We start from the raw sequence: 21,953 nt of genomic DNA, 5'->3' as shown, positions 1-21,953 counted from the left end.
ACGACCCGTAGAAGAGCTCAGCGTTTGCGGGCGAAAAGGGCTGCGAATAGGTCGTTAATGAGCTTCAGCGTGTGCCCTGCCCCCGAGCGGTCCGACATGGAGTACGTTCTAACCGAAATCCCGGAACACCGGCTCAAGGCGCGCGAAATCGTCAGGCGAGCCGGCCGCCATTATGTTGAGCTTTCCCTCCAGCGCATTGGAGGGCGTGCGCCCCAGCGGGGCATCCATGTAGCGCGAGCCGGGGCCTTCCACGGCAGCTGCGATCCGCTTGGTGGATTCGGGCAACGACGTTCCGAAATTGACGACGATGGAGTTGGGCTCCAGGCCGGCGATCACCCCCTCCATCAGGCGCTGGAACTGCTCGCTGGTGTATTTGGACTTGCCCGGGAAAGTGGAGAGCTCTTCTGAAGGAAAGAGGCGCATTTCATGGCAAGTCCACTATGGCTATCGCCGGATCGTGGCCATGTTGGGACCGCTGGCTGGTCGGCGAACGTCAAACGCGTCGAGCGCATCTGGCGCCAGGAAGGGCTGAAGGTCCTGGCCCGGCAGCCGAAGAGAGGCTGGCTCTGGCTGAACAACGGCTCCTGCATCCGGCTTCGGGCGGAACATCCCAACCATGTCTCGTCCTATGACTTCGTCGGGGATCGCACCTACAACGGACTCAAGTCCCGCATGCTGAACGTGATCGACGAGTTCACCCGGGAATGCATCGCCATCCGGATCGACCGGAAGCTCAACTCCACCGACGTCATCGACGTCCAGGCCAAGGTGGCAGTGGCCAAGCGAATGATCGCGCGGACCTGGGAGCGGTTCGGTCACTACCCGTCACGCCTTGCTACCGACGCCGGCAACTGCTAGGGTGGCAAGCCACGCTTCGACAAGGAGCGCATCCGCGCGATGCAATCTGAGGGCGTATCGGTCGCGACGATTGCCGCCACCTTCAGATGCTCCGGCATGCAGGTCTATCGAGTGCTCCCAACCAAGTAAAGAAGTCAGCCGGCGACGTCCGCTCAGCTACCGGTCGCTGTGCAGGGATCTACGCGCCCTCCATCCGGCGTAACGACTTCTCGTGGCACGGCCGCTGCGGGCCTATAATTGCGCTCGTTCGTGATGCGTATGTCACGACCATAAGCGGTTAAGCAGTTCCTCTCTCATCCGACGAATTACGTCGCTTCGCGACCAGTAATACCTCTTCAAAAGATCTCGGATTTTCCGTCGAGGCAGAATCGCCGACCTCGCAGCAAAAATCTCTTTCGCCCAGTTAAAAGGTTGGTGGCGTGTTGACCCAAAGCACCCTGGCCGTTTCCCTGCCTGGGTTGTTGTAGGCATGCGGTAACTCGGAGGCGAAGGCGAATGAGTCGCCTGCCTTGAGATGGTAGGTCCGTTCGCCGACTTGCAAATCGATCGCGCCGTCGAGCACCAGTCCCATTTCTTCACCCGAGTGACTAATGGCTTCGTGCCCGCCACCCTCGGGCGCGACGACGTGTATGTTGACCTGCAGCAAAGACTGCGGCCCGAGAGGCGCGACCTGCTCTAGAATGACACCGCTTGTATTCGGCCGGACGGCCGTCTGTATACGAGGTCTGTTTTCGACACGAACGACATAGACGGGATCGTCGCCAACGTCGGCCGCGTCGAACAGATGCGAAACGTTGATCCCCAACACGCCGACGAGGCGATGAAGCAGGGAAAGCGACGGCTGGACCTTATCGCGCTCAAGTTTCGAGATGAAACTCTCCGAACACTCCACCTGTGTCGCCACCTGCTGCATGCTCAGGCCCATTACCTTACGAGCATGTCGCAGGCGGCCGCCGATGTGGATGCGCTGATTCGGTCCGCTAACGGTGTTCTGCACGTATGACCACCCCGCCTCTCCAGGCCCTTTATTGTAGGTACAGCTGGTTGACAAATAGGCATCCAGCGGTTCTCAATGTCACTACCATTTGTCGCGACCGAACTTCAATCGCCCAGATTCACCGAGATGCCTTGATCATGGTTTCGAAGCTTATCGAAAATCCTCCCACATGGCCGGACGGTGCGCGATGCGCTGTGTGCTTGTCGTTCGACATGGATGGAGAAACGCTCGTCTATCGGCGTTTTCCCGACACCGCACCCGACCAAGTGGCTCTTGCGGCACAGCTTCGCTACGAGCCGGTCGCGGCAATCCCTCGCCTTCTCAATATCTTTCGTGAGCAGGGGCTACGCCAGACTTTCTTCGTGCCCGGCTGGTGCGTCGACACCTATCCGGACACTGTCGAGAAGATCCTCGCCGAAGGGCACGAGATCGCACACCACGGCTACGCCCACGCGCGGCCGAACACGCAGACGTCGAGCGCCGAGCTGGAAAGCCTGCAGGCCGGGATCGAGTCGATACGGGCGCTCACCGGAGCGCGCCCTACGGGCTATCGGGCGCCGGCCTTCCAGCACTCGCGGCATACAGTGGCGCATCTGCTCGACGAGGGCTTCCTCTACGACTCGTCCCTCTTCGGCGACGACGTTCCGTATCTCGTAGGCGACGACGAACGGACGATGGTCGAGTTGCCGACGGACATCACGCTCGATGACTGGACGCAATTCGCCTGCCTGCCCGACTTTGGCTACATGCTGCCGATCGCGACGCCGGGATCCGCGCTCGAAATGTATAAGTCCGAATTCGACGCGGCGTGGCGCCACGGAGGGATGTTCGTCACCGTCTGGCACCCGTTCCTGACGGGGCGGCTCGCTCGTGCCGAAATGATGATTGAGTTGATCGAGCACATGCAGACCAGGGGCGGTGTCTGGTTCGCGACCCTGTCGCAGATAGCGGACCACTGTCGGTCGCTGATCGATACCGAGCGATGGACACCGCGCCGGGACTTCCTGCCATTCGCCACTGGGCCGATGCCGTCAGGTTCACCGGGTTGATCACGCAAGAGCTCCGCAAGACGACAGGTATACGGCCACACATGCTCAATCATGATCGAGCGGTCGATCGAGACCGTACCCTCGGACGCCTTGCCGAGATTGCCAAGATCGGTGCGCTGGATAATGGCGGGGTGTGCCGCCTCGCGCTCTCAGAAGAGGAGACACACGCGCGCATCAGGTGCCTGAAATGCGCCGAGTCCATCGGCTGCGAGAGCTTCGTCGACCCGATCGGCAATCTTTTCATGCGGTGGACACCGCCGGGAGCGACGTCGCAACGCCCCGTCCTCGTGGGCTCGCATCTCGATAGTCAGCCTGTCGGCGGCAATTTCGACGGCGTACTCGGCGTGATCGCCGCACTCGAATGCATCGAGGTTCTCGCCAAGCATCCGGGATCGGTTGCGACGCCGGTCGAAGTGGCGATCTGGTGTAACGAGGAAGGTGCGCGCTTCAACCCGACCACCATGGGCTCGGCTGTTCACGCGGGTCATCTGCAGCTTGATGACGCCTTGGCGGTCAAGGCCGCTGATGGCATGGCCGTGGGAGAAGCTCTGGCCAAGTCCCTCGCCAGCTTTGCCGCATCGGACATCACGCTTGCGCCACGTCCTCTCTGCGGCGCCTATGCCGCCTATGTGGAACTCCACATCGAACAGGGACCGATCCTGGAGGATCAGGGGGTTGCGATCGGAGTGGTGACCGACGTCCAAGGTCTCGCGCAATATCGGGTGAGCGTCGACGGCGTCGCAGGTCATGCCGGGGCTGTGCCGATGGAGCGACGCGCCGACGCGCTCTCGTCGGCTCGCACGCTCATGGACGCAATCGATCAGACACTCCGCGATCTGCACGGATTGCGATATACGATCGGCCGGTTCGAGCTCGCGCCGGGGTCTATCAACACCATAGCTTCGTCCGCCAGCTTCACACTGGACGTGCGCCACCCCGACCGCATCGTCCTCGAAGACGCCATGGCGAGGGTCGAGGCAGCCCTGACGAACGCGCGGGCCGAGCGCCTGATCTACCAAACGCCCGTCCCGTTCGACAAAGAGATCACCGAAGCGATCGCGGCCTCGGCAGCGAAGCGCGGGTTCAGCTGGCGCAGAATGGTGTCCGGCGCGATCCACGACGCCGCCCACGTCGCGGCGTTGTGCCCTTCGGGAATGATCTTCGTCCCGTGCCGTGACGGTATCAGCCACAACGAGAATGAATTCTGCGATCCCGAGGCCGTCGTGCAGGGTGCGCAGGTCTTGGCAGACACGGTCTTCGCGCTTGCAGCACGGCCCGAGCGATGACCCGCCTGATTGTCAGCCACTACATGCCCTCCGATCACGGCACTCACCGCGATTTCATCCTGCCTTGGGCCGAGCGCCTGACCACCGCCTGTCCGAGCCTGTCGTTCGAGATCCACGGAGAGGGCTCGCCACTCGGCCTTCTGGAGAACCAGTTCGATCAGGTGATGTCTGGTGCGGTGGACGTGGCGCATTCCCCCGCCAATCTTCCGCCGGGGCGCTTCCCGCTGACTCAGCTGATGAACCTGCCATTCCTTGTGGATGGCCCGCACCAAGCCGGCGAGCGGCTTCTAGCCGCGCATGATGCCTACTTGGCCGCGGAATTCGAGCCGCTCAAGGTCTTGGCGCTTCACGCCGACAGTGGTGGGCTGCTGCACATGCGCGATGCTCCGATCGAACGCGTTTCCGACTTCGCGGGCAAGCGAATTCGCTCGCCGGCGGGTGCCATGGCCGAAACGCTCGCGGCCCTCGGGGCGCAGCCAATTCACCTTCTGCCGCCCGCGATCGGCGATGCGGCGAGAAGCGGCGCCATCGACGGTGCCGTCATGGCGTGGGACGTCCTCGCCTATTCGCGGACGATTGATGTCTTCCGCCACCATCACAGCGACGTCTTCTATCTCTCGCCCCTGTATTTCGTGATGAACGCGGCCGCGTTCTCGCGGCTCGAACCTGCGGAGAGGACGGTCCTCATGGCCATGTCCGGCCCGGATCTCTCGCTGCGGTTCGGGGATTACTGGACCCGGTGGTCGACCCCGGGACGCGCGCTGGCGCTGGAAGACGGACACACACTCCAGCCATTGCCTGCCTGTGTGACTGCAGCACTCAGGGACGCCGCAGGGGATGCTCGGCAACGGCACGTCCATGCACTTATTGACGCCGGACATGCCCAAGCCGCCAAGGTCGCCGACATGTTCGGCGCTTCGCAACACAGCTGATAAACTTAACAAGGACGATCGAATGCCGCATTATCCAAGCTGGGAAGAGACTTTTCGAGGCAAGGTCTGGCGCACGACGCACTTTCCGCGCATCGAAGAAGACATGCCGACCTTTCTCGGCGTTCGACACGCTTTGACCGAAGAAGACATCCAAGGCGCTGACGTCGTGATCATCGGCGCGCCTTTCGTTGCCGGTTGGGGGCAGAAATACAGCGGCGTCGATAAGGCGGAATGGATCTCGGCCACGCGCCGGGTACGCCAGCAATCCATTCGCTATCGCTCGGGCTACATCCAAGACTTCGATCTCGACGTTTTCGAACATCTCAACGTCGTCGATTTTGGCGATGCCGATATCCCGCTGGCCACCAGTTATGACGGACGAGTGGAGAAAATCCTCGAGGCTGAGGAAGCCACGATGGTCAAGGTCAGGGCGGCGCTGAAGGCGGGAGCCGTACCGATCGTCATCGGCCAGAACTCGCCTTGCGGCTCCTACGCAGTCGGGCGGCCCATCGCTGAGTCCGTCAGCGGGAAGGTAGGCATGGTCAGCCTCGACACTCACTGGGACGCGTGGCCCTACGACTGGGCGACCATGAGCGACCATGTCGCAGGGTCGACGAACTGGAAGGACAAGCTCTATCGCGACTGCTCGAACTTCTCGATGGCAAACCTCGTGGAGATCGGCGAGCGCGGGATGCTGGAGGATCCGGCGACGATCAGGCGGTTCGTCGGGGCGGGTGCCGACTTCATACCGATGTGGCGCCTGCGGACCGAGCTCGGCATCGAAGGTACCGTCAAGGCGCTCGACCGGGCCTTCGACGGCACCGATGCGGTCTATGCCCATTTTGACATGGATGTGATGGGAGGCGCCGGTCCGGCCGAGGGAGATATCCTCGGGGAACTCGCTGAACCGATCGGAATGTCCGACTACGAGGCCATACGGCTCGGCCACGAGGTCGGGCTTCGCGGATGTGACGGGCTGTCCTTCATCTGCATCCCCCCCGGATCGGCGGTGACCTACCGCGTGATCGTCTATGTCATGATGTACTTCATGGCGGGGCTGGCCAAGCGAAAGATCGCGGCGGCCAAATCCTAAAGCCCCTCCCCCAGGCGGGCGGCCCGAACTTCAAGCGCCCAGCCTGAAGCCCGGCTGAATTTTTGTTCAAGCTATATTCCTTATGAGAAAGTCGCTTGACCATCTTCAGCCGTAATGCAATATCTTTAGTCGCCAGAAGGCGGTGATTAAAAGCTAGCCAAAACTCGAAAATTCTGGGGAATGTAGCCACATGGATCGACCGCTTTACCTAGTCGTGAACGTGGACAGCGATCCTGACCCGGTTTCCGAGTTCCAGGACGACGCCGTCATTCTTGCCAAGTACCGTCGGATGCAAGAGATTCTCGCGGCGCATACGGGCGGCGCTGCGGCATGGACGGTCCTGACCGGGCCCATGTATCGCCGGCGGTTCTACGAAGAGCCCTTCATCGGCTTCTGGCGCGACGTTGTCGAAGACGGCGCGGATCTAGTCCTCCATCCCGAAGAAGACCTTTATGGGCCTGGGCCCGGAACGGCGCCTGACAGCACGACCTACTATCACACCGACCACATGCGCGGCGTCATCCAAGACTGCGTCGAGGCGATGACGTCCGCCGGGCTTCCGCTCCACGCCTACCGAGGTGGCTATCACGGTTTCACGCCCGAGATTGGCGCCATACTTAAGGACGTAGGAATTTCGATCGAGCTGTCCTGCGCGCCCGGCATCGTCTGGCCGCAGAAGGCGGCAAACTGGAACGGTGCGCCTCTCTCGGCTTATTACATGGACCCGGAGCAGCCAGCGCGCCATTCCGGGCACGCCGATAATGGCGCACTGTTCGAGATTCCCTGGGCCTGGGATGCAAAGGCCCCTGGGCAGTCTCGCCCTTTCGTGGTGGGCGAGAATTACATCATCAACGAATTCTCCAACCTGACGGCGATGAAGTTGGTTTGGGATGCGGTGGCGGAACGCGCTGCGACGGCAGACGCGCTCCAGATCGTCTCAATGGTTTGTCATACCTATACGATGGGACGTGAAGAGTTTGAGACTCGGCTGCAGGGCATTCTTGAACATGTCCGCGAGAGCGGCGCTCGCTTCGTGTCACCGATGCAGGCGAAGGCGATTTTCGACGATCACGCCGCCGAGCAAGGCGCTCCTTTCCGCAGAGCAAACTAGGCACGATCACTGGCTGCGGTCCCGCCCGCGCCCAACGATTTCACCCGCATTTCAACAAAGGAAGCCATGATGAAATCTGCAGGTCTCAAGAGCATCTTACTGGCCGGACTGGTCCTGTCTCCCGTGTCGGCAATCGCCGGTGAGCTGCCGCAGGCGATCCGGGATCGCGGTAATTTCACGCTTGCAATCAACGCGACCTTCCCTCCGATGGAATACGTCAACACGGAAACTGGTGAGTTCGAAGGGCTGGACGTCGAGCTCGTCGACGCCGTCGCGGACCGGCTTGGCCTAGAGGTCGTACGCACTGACGGGCTGTTTAACCAGCTCATTCCCGCGCTGACCACCGGGCGCACAGATTTCATCCTGTCCGGTATGATCGATAACGAAGAGCGCCGGGAGACGATGGACTTCGTCAACTACCTTCGCGCCGGCGCGCAATTCTACGTTTTGACCGGCAGCGAGATTCAGGATCCGATCGAGCTGTGCGGCCAGACCATCAGCACCGTGCGCTCAACAAGCTATCCGGCGCTCACCGAACAGTGGAGCGATGCCAACTGCGTCGCTGCGGGGCTGGAGCCCATCACCGTCCTCGGTGGCGAAAGCTCCCCTGAAGTGCGCCTTCAGGTCCGGCAGGGACGTGCAGTCGCCGGCGTCATCGGCGGTGAGACGATGGCATTCGTCAACTCTCAGGAAGGCGATCTTTATCGCCTGATCGGCGAGCCGCTCGTAGATGCCTATTACGGCGCGGCTTTCCGCAAGCAGGATTCCGAGTTCCGCGACGCCTTCGCCGACACGCTGCAGGAGCTTATCGACGACGGGACCTACGGCGCCATTCTCGAAAAGTGGGACCTCAACTCCCACGCCGTCGAGGCGGCAATGATCAACAGCGAGCCGCGCGGCTGATGGCTTCGCAGCACTCACTCTCCGGCGCCGCATCGTGTGCGCCGGAGAGGCTGTACCGATTGTCAGACTATCAGATCATCCGGCGCCCGAGATACGGGCGCTGGATATCGGCTGCTGCCATCCTCTCAGTCCTCGGGATGATCGCCTACGCCTTCGCGACCGGACAGATCGATTGGCAGGTTTTCCGCCGCTTCCTTACCGTTTCTTCCATTCTCAATGGTGTCGCCAACACCGTTATCCTTGCTGTGCTGGCGATGGCGATTGGCATCGCTCTCGGCACCATCACGGCGATCATGCGAAGCTCCGACAACCCGGTTCTGCAATCGGTCGCTTTCGCCTACATCTGGTTGTTTCGTGGTACGCCGGTGCTGTTGCAGTTGATGCTTTGGTACAATCTGGCGCTGGTCTTTCCAGTCATCGGCATTCCCGGCGTGTGGTCGATGCCGATGATCGAGTTCATGACGCCGTTCACCGCAGCGCTGCTGGGTCTTGCCCTCAACCAGGGCGCCTACACCTCGGAGGTTATGCGAGCAGGCATGCTTTCCGTCGATACAGGCCAGTACGAAGCTGCCAAAACGATCGGGATGACACGACTGCGTGCCCTGCGCCGGATTGTGCTGCCACAAGCAATGCGGGTTGTCATTCCTCCCCTCGGAAACGAATTCATCCTTCTCGTTAAGACCACTTCGCTTGCCAGCGTGATTCAGTTTTCCGAAGTCATGTATAACGCTAGCTCCATCTACTACTCAAATGCACGCGTGGTTGAGCTTTTGCTGGTCGCAGGGGCATGGTATCTCGCAGTCGTCTCCGTTCTTACTCTCATACAGATTCCGCTCGAGAGGCATTTCGCAAAAGGGAGCGAGCGGCGATGAGTTACCGGAGCGAATTATCAACCGTTGAACGAAATCCGTTGTTACGTATCCGTTCCGTCACTAAGCGCTTCGATGGATACGTGGCTCTCGATGGTGTGTCCCTCGACGTCCATAAAGGGGAAGTCGTCTGTCTGATCGGCGGATCAGGCTCGGGCAAGACGACCTTGCTGCGATGCATCAACAACCTGCACGACATCGACGATGGGACGATCTGGCTCGACGACGAGATCGTTGGCTACCGACAGGAAGGGCAAAAGCTTTTTGCGCTAACAGAGCGGCAAGCCGTCCGGCAGCGTCTCAAGAGCGCAATGGTGTTCCAACGGTTCAACCTATTTCCGCACATGACGGCGCTCGAGAACATCACCGAAGGGCCGATTCAGGTGTTGAAACAACCGGTGAAGAAGGCGCGCGCGACCGCGCGTGCTTTGCTCGACCGTGTGGGCCTCTTGGAAAAAGCTGCGAACTACCCCTCGCAGCTGTCCGGGGGGCAGCAGCAACGCGTTGCGATCGCGCGCGCATTGGCGATGAACCCGACGATCATGCTGTTCGATGAGCCTACGTCTGCCCTGGATCCCGAACTGGTCGGCGAGGTCCTCGCTGTCATGCGCGAACTAGCACATTCGGGAATGACGATGGTCGTCGTCACGCATGAACTCGGTTTCGCGCGAGAGGTCGCGGATCGCGTAGTCTTCATGGATCGCGGGACAATCGTCGAGCAGGGCGCGACCGACGCAGTCTTGATCAACCCTCAAGAGGATAGGACCAAGGCTTTTATCGCGGCCGTGATTGGGTGAAGATTCTCGTACGCGGCATAATCCGCGAAGAATTGTGATGTCGCCCTCGACAGTCGGCGGCAGCATAAAGTGACCTAGTCCAGGTGTTTGGTCCCGGCATCTGGTGGATCGGATTGACGATGAAGCGGCCTGGCTCTGAGAATCCAGATCCTGGTGATGTATTCGCAGGGCGTCAGTCCACCGAGTGTCTTGAGTCGACGGCCGAAGTTGAAGACCGCGCCGATGGAGCCGCGTTCGAGGACCATCAGCAAGGCTGAGGAAGCCATGGTGGTCGCCTTTCGCAGGCATACGCTGCTGCCATTGGATGATTGCCTCTACGCTCTATAGCCAACGATCCCGCGTCTGACCCGGTCAGCGTGGGACTGTAAGGAATTCTATGCGTGAGGCCGGTTCGTCATCAGAGGAAGAAGCGCTCGCCGAAGACGACTGCGAACTGCGTCTTGGCCTCGCCCCACTCGCGAGGCGGGCGTTTCCATTCCGCGGCCGCCTGATTGAGAACGAGATGTAGCAGCTTCATCGGAGCATCGTCATTGGGGAAGTGGCCTCGGGTCCGCACGGCGCGGCGCAGCTGCGAATTCAGCGCCTCGATCGCATTCGTCGTGCCCTTCTCCGCCGTACGCTTCAGGGTAAGCGGAGAAGGGCACGACGTTGGCCCAGTTGCGTCGCCGCCTTTGCGCGACCGCGGGATATCGCTGTCCCCAAGGGCCGGCTTCGAATACCTCCAGCACGGCCATGCCGGCCTTTTCGTCCGCGGCTAACACCGCGTCGAGATCGGCAGCGCGCGCGAGAATGTCGCGAAGCGCCTACGCGCTGGACGCGCAGGTTGCAGGCGCCGACGCTCTCATCATGGTCGTTCCCTATTACTCGCGGCCGAGCACGGAAGGACTCCTCGGACATGTGCGCCGCGTTACTCGCGCAACCAGCCTGCCGCTGATCCTCGAGTTCGACGCGCGAACGGCACTCAGCCCATCGATCCAGGAGATGGCGAAGCTGATGCTCGTCGATGGCGTTGCAGGCGTCATCGATCATTCGGCAAACCCGTTGCACATCGAATGTCTCTCGGCCGCGCACTCTTCTCGAGCGTTTCTGACGGCGCATGAGCCGAATGCGATCGCGAGCGCCGCGTTTGGTGCCCATGGCTTGTTCAGCGCGGTCGCCAACGTCTTTCCTACCGAAGTTCTGGCCCTGTGGTCGGCTTGCGAGCGCGGCGATTTCGACGGCGCCCGGCATATTCACAGACATCTTCTGCCGCTGATGAATGTCGTCGAGGAGGAAGGAGTGCCTGCCTTGAAGCTCGCCATGTACCCACAGATCGGTCTGGATCCCACCGTGCGGCTTCCACTCGTGCGTGCGGGTTCGCAGGTCAGGGCTCGGTTGAACGATGCCTTGAAGGACGCTCGGTCTCTGAGAGACGCGGTTTCACGGGAGGCTGTCCGATGAGCGCGCTGCTCGAAGTCCCGTTACCGGCGACCGGCTTCAGGCTCTGGCAATCACAGAAGTGCGTCTGGTGCGTCGAGGGCCCCGGCAACAGTTGCGGTGGCCTTTTTACAAGTGAAGAGGAAGCTCGACGCTTCATCCGCCGTGAAGCGCGTGCGAGGCGGGTCGCTATCGAACCCGCACAATCTCCTGGGCCCCAGGCTGGCAAGGTGCGCGCGGTGGAGTTTCGGCTTCCCGGCGTGCGGTTTTCCGCGCAGCCGACACCGGAACGAGTGTCTTGAGGGCGCCCACGAAAGTCGGCGAACCGGACGTTTCCGAGAAGCGGCTTCCACCGCTCAAGAGCTTCCTGGTGGAGATCGCGGTCCTGTCCGTCATGGTCCTCGGCGCCGCGGTGGTCGCGCTCCTTCCAACCTGGTGGAGCCTGGTTCGATGAAGGGCAGCGGCGGCTGGCACGGGCCACTCTGGGCAACTCCTGAGACGCGGGGTCTGCCTGATGGGGTTGGTCGTTTTTCTCGTGCTCGTCGGCGGCTGACCGGAACCGGCGGAATTCCTATAAGATCTTTATAACATTGCCGACCGCCCTCTCTCGAACTCCTATGCGGTCCGGGCTCATCCTTGGTTTCCCACACATGCGGCATCCGCGCCGCTTCCCGTAGGAAGAGCCAAGGCCAATGACCATCGATCTCGTTCTCGGCACGCTCGTGACGCTGTTCGTCGCGGGCTATCTCGTCATCGCCCTCCTGCGTCCCGAGCGCTTTTAGAGCGCTGGCATGGCCGACGAACGCAAGCGCAACGACCATTATGGCCTGCGCGAGACCTTTCGCCAGCGCTGGCACCTACGACGACCGATCCGTTCGTCGGACATCTTGGTCGGCATGGCTTTGGCCGCCCTCGCCATCGTCCTCATCGTCCGCTCCGCAGCCAGGCTATTGAGCCTTGCCTGACGCGGTCCGACGCACCCATCCCTCGACATCTGGAGCTACCATGAGCTCGTCACGCTCGCCGAGCATCTTCGATGCCCGCATTCTCGTTCCCGCGCTCGGCGGCGCGGTCCGCAAGCTCGACCCGCGCACGCTTGCCAGGAACCCGGTCATGTTCGTGGTCGCCGTCGTCTCGGCGCTGACCACGATCCTCTTCCTGCGCGACCTCGCGACGGGTGCGCCCGATCTCGGCTTCTCGCTCCAGATCGTCCTGTGGCTCTGGTTCACGATCCTCTTTGCGAACTTCGCCGAAGCCGTTGCGGAAGGTCGCGGCAAGGCGCAGGCGGCGACGCTTCGGCGCTCGCGCACCGAGACCAAGGCCAAGCTCCTGGTGAACGGGCGCTCGGACAGCATCAGGGAGGTGCCCGGCACCAGCCTCAAGGTCGACGACGTCGTTCTCGTCGAGGCGGGCGAGATCATCCCGTCCGACGGCGAGATCATCGAGGGCATCGCCTCGGTCAACGAGGCGGCGATCACCGGTGAATCCGCCCCGGTCATCCGCGAGTCGGGCGGCGACCGTTCGGCCGTGACCGGCGGCACGCAGGTTCTGTCGGACTGGATCAAGGTGAGGATCACGGCGGCCGCCGGCTCCACCTTCATCGACCGGATGATCGCGCTGGTGGAAGGCGCCGAGCGTCAGAAAACGCCGAACGAGGTGGCGTTGAACGTCCTTCTCGCCGGCCTGACGCTGATCTTCGTGATGGCGACGGCGACGATCCCGGCCTTCGCAGCGTATGCCGGCGGCTCGATCCCCGTCATCGTTCTTGTCGCGCTGTTCGTGACGCTGATCCCGACGACGATCGGCGCGCTCGTCTCGGCCATCGGCATCGCCGGCATGGACCGGCTCGTGCGCTTTAACGTGCTTGCCATGTCCGGCCGCGCGGTCGAGGCCGCCGGCGACGTCGACACGCTGCTCCTCGACAAGACCGGCACAATCACGCTCGGCAACCGCCAGGCAACGGAGTTCCTGCCGGTGAAGGGCATCAGCGAGAAGGATCTCGCCGACGCCGCTCAGCTTGCCTCGCTCGCCGACGAGACGCCCGAGGGGCGCTCGATCGTCGTTCTCGCCAAGGAGAAGTACGGCATCCGCGCCCGCGACATGGGCTCGATGAACGCCACTTTCGTGCCGTTCACGGCGCAGAGCCGCATGAGCGGGGTCGACGTGGACGGCTCCTCGATCCGCAAGGGTGCGGTGGAAGCCGTGCTCAAGCATGTCGAGCTGGCGCAGGTCGCCACGGGATCGGCCGCGGCGACCACCGAGACCGTGCGCAATCTGAAGGCGATCGCCGACGACGTGGCGCAGAAGGGCGGCACGCCTCTGGCGGTCGTTCGCGACGGCAGGCTTCTCGGCGTCGTCTATCTGAAGGACATCGTGAAGGGCGGCATCCGCGAGCGCTTCGCGGAGCTGCGCCGCATGGGCATCCGCACGGTGATGATCACCGGCGACAATCCGATGACGGCCGCCGCGATCGCGGCAGAAGCAGGCGTCGACGACTTCCTCGCGGAAGCCACGCCCGAGAACAAGCTGGCATTGATCCGCGAGGAGCAGGCCAAGGGAAAGCTCGTCGCCATGTGCGGCGACGGCACCAACGACGCGCCGGCGCTGGCGCAGGCCGATGTCGGCGTTGCGATGAACACCGGCACGGTGGCCGCGCGCGAAGCCGGCAACATGGTGGACCTCGACTCGGATCCCACCAAGCTCATCGAGGTGGTGGGCATCGGCAAGCAGCTCCTGATGACGCGCGGCGCCCTGACGACGTTCTCCATCGCCAACGACGTCGCGAAGTACTTCGCGATCGTGCCGGCGATGTTCATCGCGCTTTATCCGCAGCTCGAGGCGATCAACGTTATGGGGCTTGCAACGCCCCAAAGCGCGATCCTCTCGGCCATCATCTTTAACGCGCTGATCATCGTCGCGCTGATCCCGCTCTCCCTGAAGGGCGTCGCCTACAAGGCGATCGGGGCCGACGCGCTCCTGCGCCGCAACCTCCTTATCTACGGCCTCGGCGGCCTCGTCGTGCCCTTCATCGGCATCAAGGCGATCGACCTCGCCATCACAGCCCTCGGCCTCGCCTGAACGAAGGACTGATCCCCATGACGATCCTCTATCTTCTGCTCGGCCTCGGCGTCTTCGGCGTTCTCTATGCCCTGACCCTGTCGACCGACCGCGCCTGACATTCGAGCGACGGAGCCACATCGATGACCACCCAACCCTTCCTGTTCGTGCTGCTGATCGTCGGCGGCACGGCGCTTCTCTCCTGGCCGCTCGGCCGCTACATGAAATGGGCCCTGGACCCCGCAGGGGCGACGCAGGGCCGGCACGGCATCTTCCAGCTTGTCGGTGGCGCCGCCTCGGAGCGTCAGCAGGACTGGAAGAGCTACATGCTCTCCATGCTGGCCTTCAACGTGGTGATGTTCACGCTCGTCTTCGCGATCCTGGCACTGCAGCAGCATCTGCCGCTGAACCCGGACTCGAAGGAGGCGCTGGAGGGTTCGCTGATCTTCAACACGGCGGCCTCGTTCGTCACCAACACCAACCTGCAGCACTATTCGGGCGAGGTCTCGCTCTCCTATCTCTCGCAGCTCGGCGGTCTGATGTGGTTGCAGTTCGTTTCGGCCGCGACCGGCATCGCGGCGCTCGCGGCGCTGGCTCGCGGCCTTGCGGGGCGAAGCTTCGGCAACTTCTTCGTCGATCTTCAGCGTGCCGCCTTCCTCGTGCTCCTGCCGCTCGCCTTCGTCTTCGCCATTCTTCTGGCGCTCGGCGGCGTGCCGATGACCTTCGACGGTTCGGCCATCGCCACGACGCTGGAGGGCGCGCAGCAGGCGATCGCGCGAGGCCCCGTCGCGGCCTTCGTGGCGATCAAGCAACTCGGCACGAATGGCGGCGGCTTCTTCGGCCCGAACTCGACCCACCCGCTCGAGAACCCGACCTTCTGGACGAACATGCTTTCGATGGTCGCAATCCTGCTGATCCCAATGGCCTGCGTGTGGATGTTCGCGCGCATCGTCGAGCGGATGAAGCACGGAGCGGTGCTCTTCGCGGTGATGCTGACCTTCGTCGCGCTCAAGGTTGTCGGCGCGGTTTATTTCGAGGCGGCGCCCACGCAGGCCTTCACGGGCCTGCCCATCACGCAGGATGTGGGCAATCTCGAGGGCAAGGAGATGCGCTTCGGCCCGACGGGCGGCCCGCTCTGGTCGGTGCTGACGACGGCCACCTCCAACGGCTCGGTCGGCGCCATGCACGACAGCCTCAACCCGCTCACCGGCCTGATGCCGATGATCGGCATGTGGCTGAACGAGAGCTTCGGCGGCGTCGGCGTCGGCATGATCAACATGTTCCTCTACATCATCCTCGGCGTCTTCGTCGCCGGCATGATGATCGGTCGCACGCCGGAATATCTCGGCTGGCGGGTGGAGGCGAAGGAGGTCAAGCTCGCGCTCGTCGCGCTTCTGGCGCACGGCTTCTTCATCCTCGGCGGCACGGCTCTCTTCGCTGCGACGCCCTGGGGCGCCGACACTTTGAACAATGCAGGGCCGCACGGCTTCTCGGAGATTCTCTACGAATTCTCCTCGGCGGCCGCCAACAACGGTTCGGGCTTCGAGGGTCTCGGCGACAACACAGGCCCGTGGAACATCGCCACAGGCCTCGTGATGCTCTTTGCTCGCTTCATCCCGATCATCCTGCCGCTCGCCATCGTCGGCTCGCTCGCCTCCAAGCGCCGCGCCTCGGAGTCCACCGGCACGCTCAGCGTCGAGGGCGGCACTTTCGCCACCATGCTCGGTGCGACGGTCGTCATCGTCGGCGCGCTCACCTTCTTCCCTGCAGCGACCCTCGGCCCGATCGCCGAGCACGTCATCGAGATGAACTGAGGAAAGACGGACATGATGCAGTCCCTTCTCGCCAGCCTGCGCGTCACCGCCGCCACCATGGCGGTCTGCGTCGGCCTTTATGCCACCGCCGTCTGGGCGATCTCCCAGACGATCGCGCCGGACAAGGCCAACGGTTCCCTGATCGTCACCGATGACGGCACGGTGGTCGGCAGCCGGCAGATCGCGCAGGCGTTCACCGAGCCGCGCTACTTCTGGCCGCGCCCTTCGGCCGTCGATTACAACGGCGCCGGTGCCGGCGGCAGCAACAAGTCGCCGACAAGCCCGGACGTCGCGGCGCGCGGGCAGGAGATGGTGGAGCGCTACGGCGCGACGGCGGAGAACCCGCTGCCGGCGGACCTTGCTGCCGCCTCGGGCGCCGGTCTCGATCCGCACATCTCCGAGGCTGCCGCACTCTACCAGATCGACCGGGTGGCAGAAGCGCGGGGCATTGCGCCCGACGCCTTGCGGACGCTCGTGCGCGGTTACGCCGTGGCGCCCGGTGGCTTCCTCGGCCCGGACCGGATCGTCAATGTGCTCGAACTCAACATCGCGCTCGATCGATCGTAAGACGGAGGGTACGGCGGACAGAATACGGTCCGCCGTACCAAAGGAACGATCATGATGGCGGACGATCAACGAGACGGCGAAAAGCGCCCGTCACCGGACGCCCTTCTCGAAGCGGCGCACCGGGAGACGCGCGGCCGCTTCAAGATCTTCCTCGGCGCCGCGCCGGGCGTCGGCAAGACCTACGAGATGCTGATGAGCGGGCGCGCCCGCCTCGGCGACGGCGTCGATGTCGTCATCGGCGTCGTCGAGACCCACGGCCGCGCCGAGACGCAGGCGCTGATCGAGGGCTTTGAAGTGATCGAGCGCGCGAGCGTCGCCTACAAGGGCCGCACGCTCGACGAGATGGACATCGACGCCGTCCTCGCGCGCCGCCCGGCGCTCGTCCTCGTCGATGAACTCGCCCACACCAACGCGCCCGGCAGCCGCCACCCCAAGCGCTATCTCGACGTCCTCGAGATCCTCGAGGCGGGCATCGACGTCTACACGACGCTGAACGTCCAGCACATCGAGAGCCTCAACGACGTCGTCGCGCAGATCACCCGCGTGCAGGTGCGCGAGACGGTGCCCGACAGCGTCATCGACCGCGCCGACGACATCGAGATCATCGACATCACGCCGGACGATCTCATCAAGCGCCTTCACGAGGGTAAGGTCTACCTGCCGCATGTCGCGAAGAGCGCCGTGCAGAACTACTTCTCGCCGGGCAACCTGACGGCGCTGCGCGAGCTCGCGCTCAGGCGCACGGCCCAGCGCGTCGACGAACAGCTCCTGCGCCACATGCAGGCTAACGCCATCGAGGGGCCCTGGGCCGCGGGCGAGCGGGTGCTGGTCTGCGTCGACGACGATCCCCGTAGTCCCTCGCTGGTGCGCTATGCCAAGCGCCAGGCCGACAGGCTGCGCGGCTCCTGGACCGCTGTCCATATTGAGATCCCACGCTCGACGACCCTGTCGGATGCGCAGAAGGACCGGATCGCCGCGACCCTGCGCCTCGTCGGCCAGCTCGGTGGCGAGGCGGTCACGCTACCCGGCCATCACGTCGCCCGCGAGATCCTGCGCTACGCGGGCGAGAACAATGTCAGCCACATCATCGTCGGTCGATCCTCCGAGCCGCGCTGGCACCAGTTCTTCCGCGGTTCGGTCTCGCAGGATCTGATCCGCCACGCCGGAGACATCTCCGTCCACGTCATCTCGGGACGCGAGTCCGCGTCCATGCCGTCCAGAGCCCTGACGCTCGCTCGGCCCCGCAAGTTCCGGCCTCGCCCCTATCTCCTGTCGATCGCTTATGTCGCGACCGCCTTCGTCTTCGGCACGCTTCTGTCGCGCACGCTCGACGTGCGCAACATCGCGCTGGCCTTCCTGATGGCGGTCCTCGCCTCGGCCGCAACGGCGGGGCTCTGGCCGGCGCTCTTCGCCTCGCTCGTCGGGGCGCTGACCTTCAACTTCTTCTTTCTCGATCCGACCTACACCTTCACGATCCACGACCCCGAGGCCGTGGTCGCCTTCTTCTTCTTTCTTTGCGCCGCCGTCATCACCAGCAACCTCACCGCGCGCGTCCACCGCCAGGCAACTGCCGCCCGGCGGCGGGCAAGGACGACCGAGGATCTTTATCTGTTTTCCAAAAAGCTCGCCGGCGCCGCCACGCTGGACGACGTGCTGTGGGCGACCGCCTACCAGATATCGTCGATGCTGAACGTGCGTACGGTGCTCCTTCTGCCGGAGGGCGATACAGTAGCTGTGCGGGCCGGCTATCCGCCGGACGATACTTTGGTCGATGCCGATATCGCGGCTGCGCAGTGGGCATGGCAGCACAACCGCCCCGCCGGACGCGGCGCCGATACGCTGCCGGGCGCTCGCCGCCTCTACATCCCGCTGATCACCGGCCAGACGCCCGTCGGCGTCGTCGGCCTCGACAACGATAAGGAAGGCCCGCTCCTGACACCCGAGCAGCAGCGTCTGTTCAATGCGCTGGCCGACCAGGCCGCGATCGCCATCGAGCGCATCCAGCTCGTCGACGACGTCGACGAGGCCAAGCGCGCTGCCGAAGCGGACAAGCTGCGGGCCGCGCTCCTCACCTCGATCTCACACGATCTGAAGACGCCGCTCGCGGGCATCCTCGGCGCGGCCGGGACGCTGAAGGACTATCCCGACGACATCTCGCCCACGGACCGCGAGGAGCTTCTCTCCACCGTGATCGACGAATCCGAACGGCTCAATCGCTTCATCGCCAACCTTCTCGACATGACGCGGCTGGAATCGGGCGCGACGCGCCCCGCGCTCGCGGCGCATTATCTCGACGACGCCGTTGCGGCGGCGCTCAGACGTGCGGCCAAGATCCTGTCGCGCCACGAAACGCGCGTCTCGATCCCGGCCGACCTGCCGATGGTGACGATGGATCCTGTGCTGTTCGAGCAGGTCCTGTTCAACCTCTTCGACAACGCCTCCAAATACGCCCCGCCCGGCACCACCGTGACCGTGCGCGCCATGCGCGATGCCGGCATGGTCGTCCTGCAGGTGCTCGACGAGGGGCCGGGCGTGCCGGAGGGCGAACTGGAACTGATCTTCGACAGCTTCCACCGGGTCCGCAAGAAGGACCACGTGCAGGCCGGAACGGGGCTCGGCCTGTCGATCTGCCGCGGTTTCGTGGAGGCGATGGGCGGCACGATCACAGCCGCGAACCGGCACGATCGCCGCGGCGCGGTGTTCACCGTCCGCCTGCGCATCTCTGATGCGGTGAACATCAAAAAGGACGAGGCATGACGAATTCGGTCGTCAAGGTTCTGGTCGTCGACGACGAGCCGGCCATCCGCAGGCTTCTGCGCGTCGGGCTGACGGCGGAGGGTTTTGCGCTCGTGGAAGCGCCGAACGGCAAGGACGCAATTGCCAAGGCGGCGTCCGACAAGCCGGACGTCGTTCTTCTCGATCTCGGCCTGCCCGACATGAAGGGGCAGGATCTCCTGATGCGCTGGCGTGAGAATGGCGTGGCGCTGCCGGTCATCGTGCTGTCCAGCCGAACCGACGAGACGGGGATCGTGGCCGCGCTGGAGCTGGGTGCCGACGACTACGTGACGAAGCCTTTCGGCACGAAGGAGCTCGTCGCGCGTATCCGCGTCGCCATGCGCCACAGGCTCCAGCGTCAGGGCGAGCGGCCGGTTTTCCAGACGGGGGACCTGCGCGTCGATCTCGTCAAGCGCATCGTCACCCTCGCCGGGGCCGAGGTGAAACTGTCTCCCAAGGAATACGACATCCTGCGTGTCATGGTGCAGCACGCGGGCAAGGCGATCACTCATAAGCATCTTCTCGACGAGGTTTGGGGCGGCTCGACCGACGTCCAGTACCTGCGCGTCTACGTGCGGCAGCTGAGGCAGAAGATCGAACAGTCCCCGGAAGACCCGCGATACATCACCACCGAGACGGGAGTGGGCTACCGACTGCGCGAAACCGAGTAGGAGCGCGACGGCCACCCCGACCGATACTGAAACAAGCGAGTGACTGCATGAAGATCTCCGACGTCATCTCACCGGAGAACGTGATCCTTGACGGTTCCAAATGGACCAAGGAGAAGCTGTTGCGCTGGCTTTCCGAGCGGTGCGCACACCTGCCGGGACTTACGGAAGGCGACGTTCTCACGGCGTTGGAACGGCGCGAGGCACTCGGCTCGACCGGCATGGGTGGCGGCATCGCAATGCCGCACGCGACGCTCGACATCCCATCACCGTTTGGCATCTTGGTTCGGCTCGATCGGCCAGTCGAATTCCATGCGATCGACGAAGCGCCCGTCGACATCGTCTGCCTGCTGATCCTGCCGCCGAGCGATCCGGCGTCCAACCTGACGCTGATGGCGAAGTTCGCCCGTCAGCTTCGGTCCCCGGAGGTTGCAACGCGCATACGCGAGGCGCGCGATCCCCAGGATGCCTACAATGCGTTGACCGAGTATGACTGTGTCATGCGCGAAATTCGGTCGTGATGCGAACTTTGAAGCCGGTTCTCTTGATGCATACTTAAAACGTAAAGGTGAATGTGCGACTGACGGATCCGAGGACAGGCGAAGACGGGCCGAAAGCGGAACGGCGGCTTTCGAACGAACGCGAGAAATAGCTGCCGTCTCGTGATGGCTTGGACCATGATGCTTTAGATCAGCATCCTACAGGTTTATTTTGGCTCATTTTCAAAAGCTACCAGATTATGATCGTTGATGACCCTCGATTGAGCTCGGTAGCGAAGGCTCACGGAAACGCTTGGGAGCTGCTAGCTCAGGAGTTCACGTTGCATCTCTCGATAAAGTGCCTGGACCTCGTCTTTGATCGTACTGACGATACGTTGAATGGGGATCGAGTTCTGTGTTTTCAGCGGGGTTGCGATACAGAGCGATCGGACGATCTCCGGTTCCACGAGCCTGCTCCTCTGCCAGCCCGGTTCGGACGTCGCGAGATAGGGCAGGATGCTCATAGCAAGGCCGCTGTCCGTGATCTTCATCACCGACCACAGGCTCGCAGACTCGTAGGCGACGTCGAGTTTAATGTTGCGGGACTGCGCAACCTGCTCGATCTGCCTGCGGGTGATGTGCTCTTTGGCCGCCAGCACCAGACGGTATCGCGGCAGATCGCGGATCGGCGTTTCCGGCGGCAAAGTGATGTCGTCGCGGTGACAGGTCAGGTAAAGTGGGTTGCCCGTGATCCGGACGGGATTGAACCGCTTGAGCATGGGGCCGTCGTCGAGGCATGCGACGTCCAGCCGTGCGTCATGGAGCCACTCGACCAAACTCCCGGACGAGCCTTCCTGAATATGCAGCTTCGTGTCGGGTAGCAGTTTGGAAAGACGGCGGACCAACGGCACAGTCGCGCTGGCCGCAAGCGAGGGGATCAACCCGATGATCAACTTATCGGGCTGTGCTTCGCGACCTGTCTCGATAGAAAGCCGCAGTCTGTCGACATCGTCGAGTACCTTGCGTGCGAGTTCGACGATCATTTCCCCGTCGCGAGTGATAACAAGTCCGCGGCCGTTGCGGTGGAAGATCGTTGTCCCGGCCTCGTTCTCGAGATCGCGAATGCGCCGGCTGAGGACCGATTGCGTCACGCCGAGGAGGATGGCGGCACGCGAGAAGCTGCCACACTCCGCGATCCTGATCAGATAGCTGAGATTCCGCTCGTTGAGGATCGCGGCAGTGACCAATCTCGTCGTCCTCATCACGAACCGATCGAGCCGAT

At 63.1% G+C, this 21,953-nt stretch carries 22 protein-coding genes and 4 pseudogenes; 21 read left to right on the top strand and 5 right to left on the bottom strand.

What is annotated here, in order from left to right; all coding sequences use genetic code 11:
- Nucleotides 1-108: 108 nt before the first annotated feature.
- Nucleotides 109-423: an NAD(P)-binding domain-containing protein gene (locus tag H1343_RS04055; RefSeq protein WP_210270079.1), complete on the bottom strand. Its 315-nt coding sequence runs from the start codon at nucleotides 421-423 to the stop codon at nucleotides 109-111.
- Between the two features lie 16 nt (nucleotides 424-439).
- On the opposite strand from H1343_RS04055, the pseudogene H1343_RS04050 reads away from it, so the two are divergent.
- Nucleotides 440-783 (top strand): annotated as a pseudogene (locus H1343_RS04050) (IS3 family transposase); the annotation flags it as partial.
- 114 nt (nucleotides 784-897) lie between these two features.
- Entirely contained in the window at nucleotides 898-987 is a 90-nt protein-coding gene (locus H1343_RS04045) for a helix-turn-helix domain-containing protein (protein WP_246333312.1), read from the top strand.
- Nucleotides 988-1,261: 274 nt separating this feature from the next.
- On the opposite strand, the gene H1343_RS04040 is transcribed toward H1343_RS04045, so the two are convergent.
- Nucleotides 1,262-1,855: a cupin domain-containing protein gene (locus tag H1343_RS04040; protein ID WP_185984663.1), complete on the bottom strand. Its 594-nt coding sequence runs from the start codon at nucleotides 1,853-1,855 to the stop codon at nucleotides 1,262-1,264.
- Nucleotides 1,856-1,857: 2 nt separating this feature from the next.
- On the opposite strand from H1343_RS04040, the gene H1343_RS04035 reads away from it, so the two are divergent.
- The 8 genes from H1343_RS04035 to H1343_RS04000 all read left to right on the top strand — a co-directional run bounded on the left by H1343_RS04035 (nucleotide 1,858) and on the right by H1343_RS04000 (nucleotide 9,895).
- Complete coding sequence (locus H1343_RS04035) at nucleotides 1,858-2,904, top strand: polysaccharide deacetylase family protein (protein WP_246333310.1); 1,047 nt, start codon at nucleotides 1,858-1,860, stop codon at nucleotides 2,902-2,904.
- Nucleotides 2,838-4,190 carry a M20 family metallo-hydrolase gene (locus tag H1343_RS04030; RefSeq protein ID WP_185984662.1) on the top strand — a complete coding sequence of 451 codons (1,353 nt, stop codon included), beginning with the start codon at nucleotides 2,838-2,840 and terminating at the stop codon, nucleotides 4,188-4,190. Before H1343_RS04035 ends, H1343_RS04030 begins: the two co-directional genes overlap by 67 nt.
- The gene (locus H1343_RS04025; protein WP_185984661.1) at nucleotides 4,187-5,122 is read left to right on the top strand and encodes a type 2 periplasmic-binding domain-containing protein; all 936 of its coding nucleotides are present in this window, start codon (nucleotides 4,187-4,189) and stop codon (nucleotides 5,120-5,122) included. The genes H1343_RS04030 and H1343_RS04025 overlap by 4 nt, the downstream gene beginning before the upstream one ends.
- Nucleotides 5,028-6,215 (top strand): arginase family protein, encoded by a 1,188-nt coding sequence (locus tag H1343_RS04020; RefSeq protein ID WP_210270078.1) that lies wholly within the window; start codon nucleotides 5,028-5,030, stop codon nucleotides 6,213-6,215. Before H1343_RS04025 ends, H1343_RS04020 begins: the two co-directional genes overlap by 95 nt.
- Nucleotides 6,216-6,405: 190 nt before the next feature.
- Nucleotides 6,406-7,326 carry a polysaccharide deacetylase family protein gene (locus H1343_RS04015; RefSeq protein WP_185984660.1) on the top strand — a complete coding sequence of 307 codons (921 nt, stop codon included), beginning with the start codon at nucleotides 6,406-6,408 and terminating at the stop codon, nucleotides 7,324-7,326.
- Nucleotides 7,327-7,392: 66 nt separating this feature from the next.
- Nucleotides 7,393-8,229, top strand: coding sequence for an ABC transporter substrate-binding protein (locus H1343_RS04010; protein WP_210270077.1), 837 nt, complete (start codon nucleotides 7,393-7,395; stop codon nucleotides 8,227-8,229).
- Nucleotides 8,229-9,101 carry an amino acid ABC transporter permease gene (locus H1343_RS04005; protein WP_185984658.1) on the top strand — a complete coding sequence of 291 codons (873 nt, stop codon included), beginning with the start codon at nucleotides 8,229-8,231 and terminating at the stop codon, nucleotides 9,099-9,101. Before H1343_RS04010 ends, H1343_RS04005 begins: the two co-directional genes overlap by 1 nt.
- Nucleotides 9,098-9,895, top strand: coding sequence for an amino acid ABC transporter ATP-binding protein (locus tag H1343_RS04000; RefSeq protein WP_185984657.1), 798 nt, complete (start codon nucleotides 9,098-9,100; stop codon nucleotides 9,893-9,895). The genes H1343_RS04005 and H1343_RS04000 overlap by 4 nt, the downstream gene beginning before the upstream one ends.
- Nucleotides 9,896-9,977: 82 nt before the next feature.
- On the opposite strand, the pseudogene H1343_RS17180 reads toward H1343_RS04000, so the two are convergent.
- Nucleotides 9,978-10,107: pseudogene (locus H1343_RS17180) on the bottom strand (IS481 family transposase); the annotation flags it as partial.
- Between H1343_RS17180 and H1343_RS03990 the strand changes: the two are divergent.
- Nucleotides 10,103-10,219, top strand: a pseudogene (locus H1343_RS03990) (IS481 family transposase); the annotation flags it as partial. The pseudogenes H1343_RS17180 and H1343_RS03990 overlap by 5 nt on opposite strands.
- A gap of 73 nt (nucleotides 10,220-10,292) precedes the next feature.
- Here the strand turns inward: H1343_RS03990 and H1343_RS03985 are convergent.
- Nucleotides 10,293-10,650 (bottom strand): annotated as a pseudogene (locus tag H1343_RS03985) (transposase); the annotation flags it as partial.
- Nucleotides 10,651-10,684: 34 nt separating this feature from the next.
- Between H1343_RS03985 and H1343_RS03980 the strand changes: the two are divergent.
- The 10 genes from H1343_RS03980 to H1343_RS03935 all read left to right on the top strand — a co-directional run bounded on the left by H1343_RS03980 (nucleotide 10,685) and on the right by H1343_RS03935 (nucleotide 20,713).
- The gene (locus H1343_RS03980; protein ID WP_185984656.1) at nucleotides 10,685-11,335 is read left to right on the top strand and encodes a dihydrodipicolinate synthase family protein; all 651 of its coding nucleotides are present in this window, start codon (nucleotides 10,685-10,687) and stop codon (nucleotides 11,333-11,335) included.
- A gap of 274 nt (nucleotides 11,336-11,609) precedes the next feature.
- On the top strand, nucleotides 11,610-11,765 hold the full coding sequence (locus tag H1343_RS03975) for a hypothetical protein (protein ID WP_185984655.1): 156 nt from the start codon (nucleotides 11,610-11,612) through the stop codon (nucleotides 11,763-11,765).
- Between the two features lie 238 nt (nucleotides 11,766-12,003).
- Nucleotides 12,004-12,093 carry a K(+)-transporting ATPase subunit F gene (gene kdpF, locus H1343_RS03970; protein WP_185984654.1) on the top strand — a complete coding sequence of 30 codons (90 nt, stop codon included), beginning with the start codon at nucleotides 12,004-12,006 and terminating at the stop codon, nucleotides 12,091-12,093.
- A 9-nt stretch (nucleotides 12,094-12,102) separates the two neighbouring features.
- Nucleotides 12,103-12,276: a hypothetical protein gene (locus H1343_RS03965; RefSeq protein WP_185984653.1), complete on the top strand. Its 174-nt coding sequence runs from the start codon at nucleotides 12,103-12,105 to the stop codon at nucleotides 12,274-12,276.
- A gap of 40 nt (nucleotides 12,277-12,316) precedes the next feature.
- Nucleotides 12,317-14,389: a potassium-transporting ATPase subunit KdpB gene (kdpB, locus tag H1343_RS03960; protein ID WP_185984652.1), complete on the top strand. Its 2,073-nt coding sequence runs from the start codon at nucleotides 12,317-12,319 to the stop codon at nucleotides 14,387-14,389.
- A gap of 122 nt (nucleotides 14,390-14,511) precedes the next feature.
- Nucleotides 14,512-16,182 carry a potassium-transporting ATPase subunit KdpA gene (gene kdpA / locus H1343_RS03955; protein ID WP_185984651.1) on the top strand — a complete coding sequence of 557 codons (1,671 nt, stop codon included), beginning with the start codon at nucleotides 14,512-14,514 and terminating at the stop codon, nucleotides 16,180-16,182.
- 12 nt (nucleotides 16,183-16,194) lie between these two features.
- Nucleotides 16,195-16,749 carry a potassium-transporting ATPase subunit C gene (locus H1343_RS03950; protein ID WP_246333309.1) on the top strand — a complete coding sequence of 185 codons (555 nt, stop codon included), beginning with the start codon at nucleotides 16,195-16,197 and terminating at the stop codon, nucleotides 16,747-16,749.
- A gap of 54 nt (nucleotides 16,750-16,803) precedes the next feature.
- Nucleotides 16,804-19,506: a sensor histidine kinase gene (locus H1343_RS03945; protein WP_185984650.1), complete on the top strand. Its 2,703-nt coding sequence runs from the start codon at nucleotides 16,804-16,806 to the stop codon at nucleotides 19,504-19,506.
- Complete coding sequence (locus H1343_RS03940; RefSeq protein ID WP_185984649.1) at nucleotides 19,503-20,195, top strand: response regulator transcription factor; 693 nt, start codon at nucleotides 19,503-19,505, stop codon at nucleotides 20,193-20,195. Before H1343_RS03945 ends, H1343_RS03940 begins: the two co-directional genes overlap by 4 nt.
- Nucleotides 20,196-20,242: 47 nt before the next feature.
- The gene (locus H1343_RS03935) at nucleotides 20,243-20,713 is read left to right on the top strand and encodes a PTS sugar transporter subunit IIA (protein WP_185984648.1); all 471 of its coding nucleotides are present in this window, start codon (nucleotides 20,243-20,245) and stop codon (nucleotides 20,711-20,713) included.
- 281 nt (nucleotides 20,714-20,994) lie between these two features.
- Here H1343_RS03935 and H1343_RS03930 read toward each other — a convergent pair whose 3' ends face one another.
- Nucleotides 20,995-21,918 carry a LysR family transcriptional regulator gene (locus H1343_RS03930; protein WP_185984647.1) on the bottom strand — a complete coding sequence of 308 codons (924 nt, stop codon included), beginning with the start codon at nucleotides 21,916-21,918 and terminating at the stop codon, nucleotides 20,995-20,997.
- Nucleotides 21,919-21,953: the final 35 nt, after the last annotated feature.

The organism is Aureimonas mangrovi (assembly GCF_014058705.1).
Taxonomy (GTDB): Bacteria; Pseudomonadota; Alphaproteobacteria; order Rhizobiales; family Rhizobiaceae; genus Aureimonas; species Aureimonas mangrovi.
Note: the sequence above shows the minus strand (reverse complement) of the source record. Positions and strands in the feature narration are given on the sequence as shown.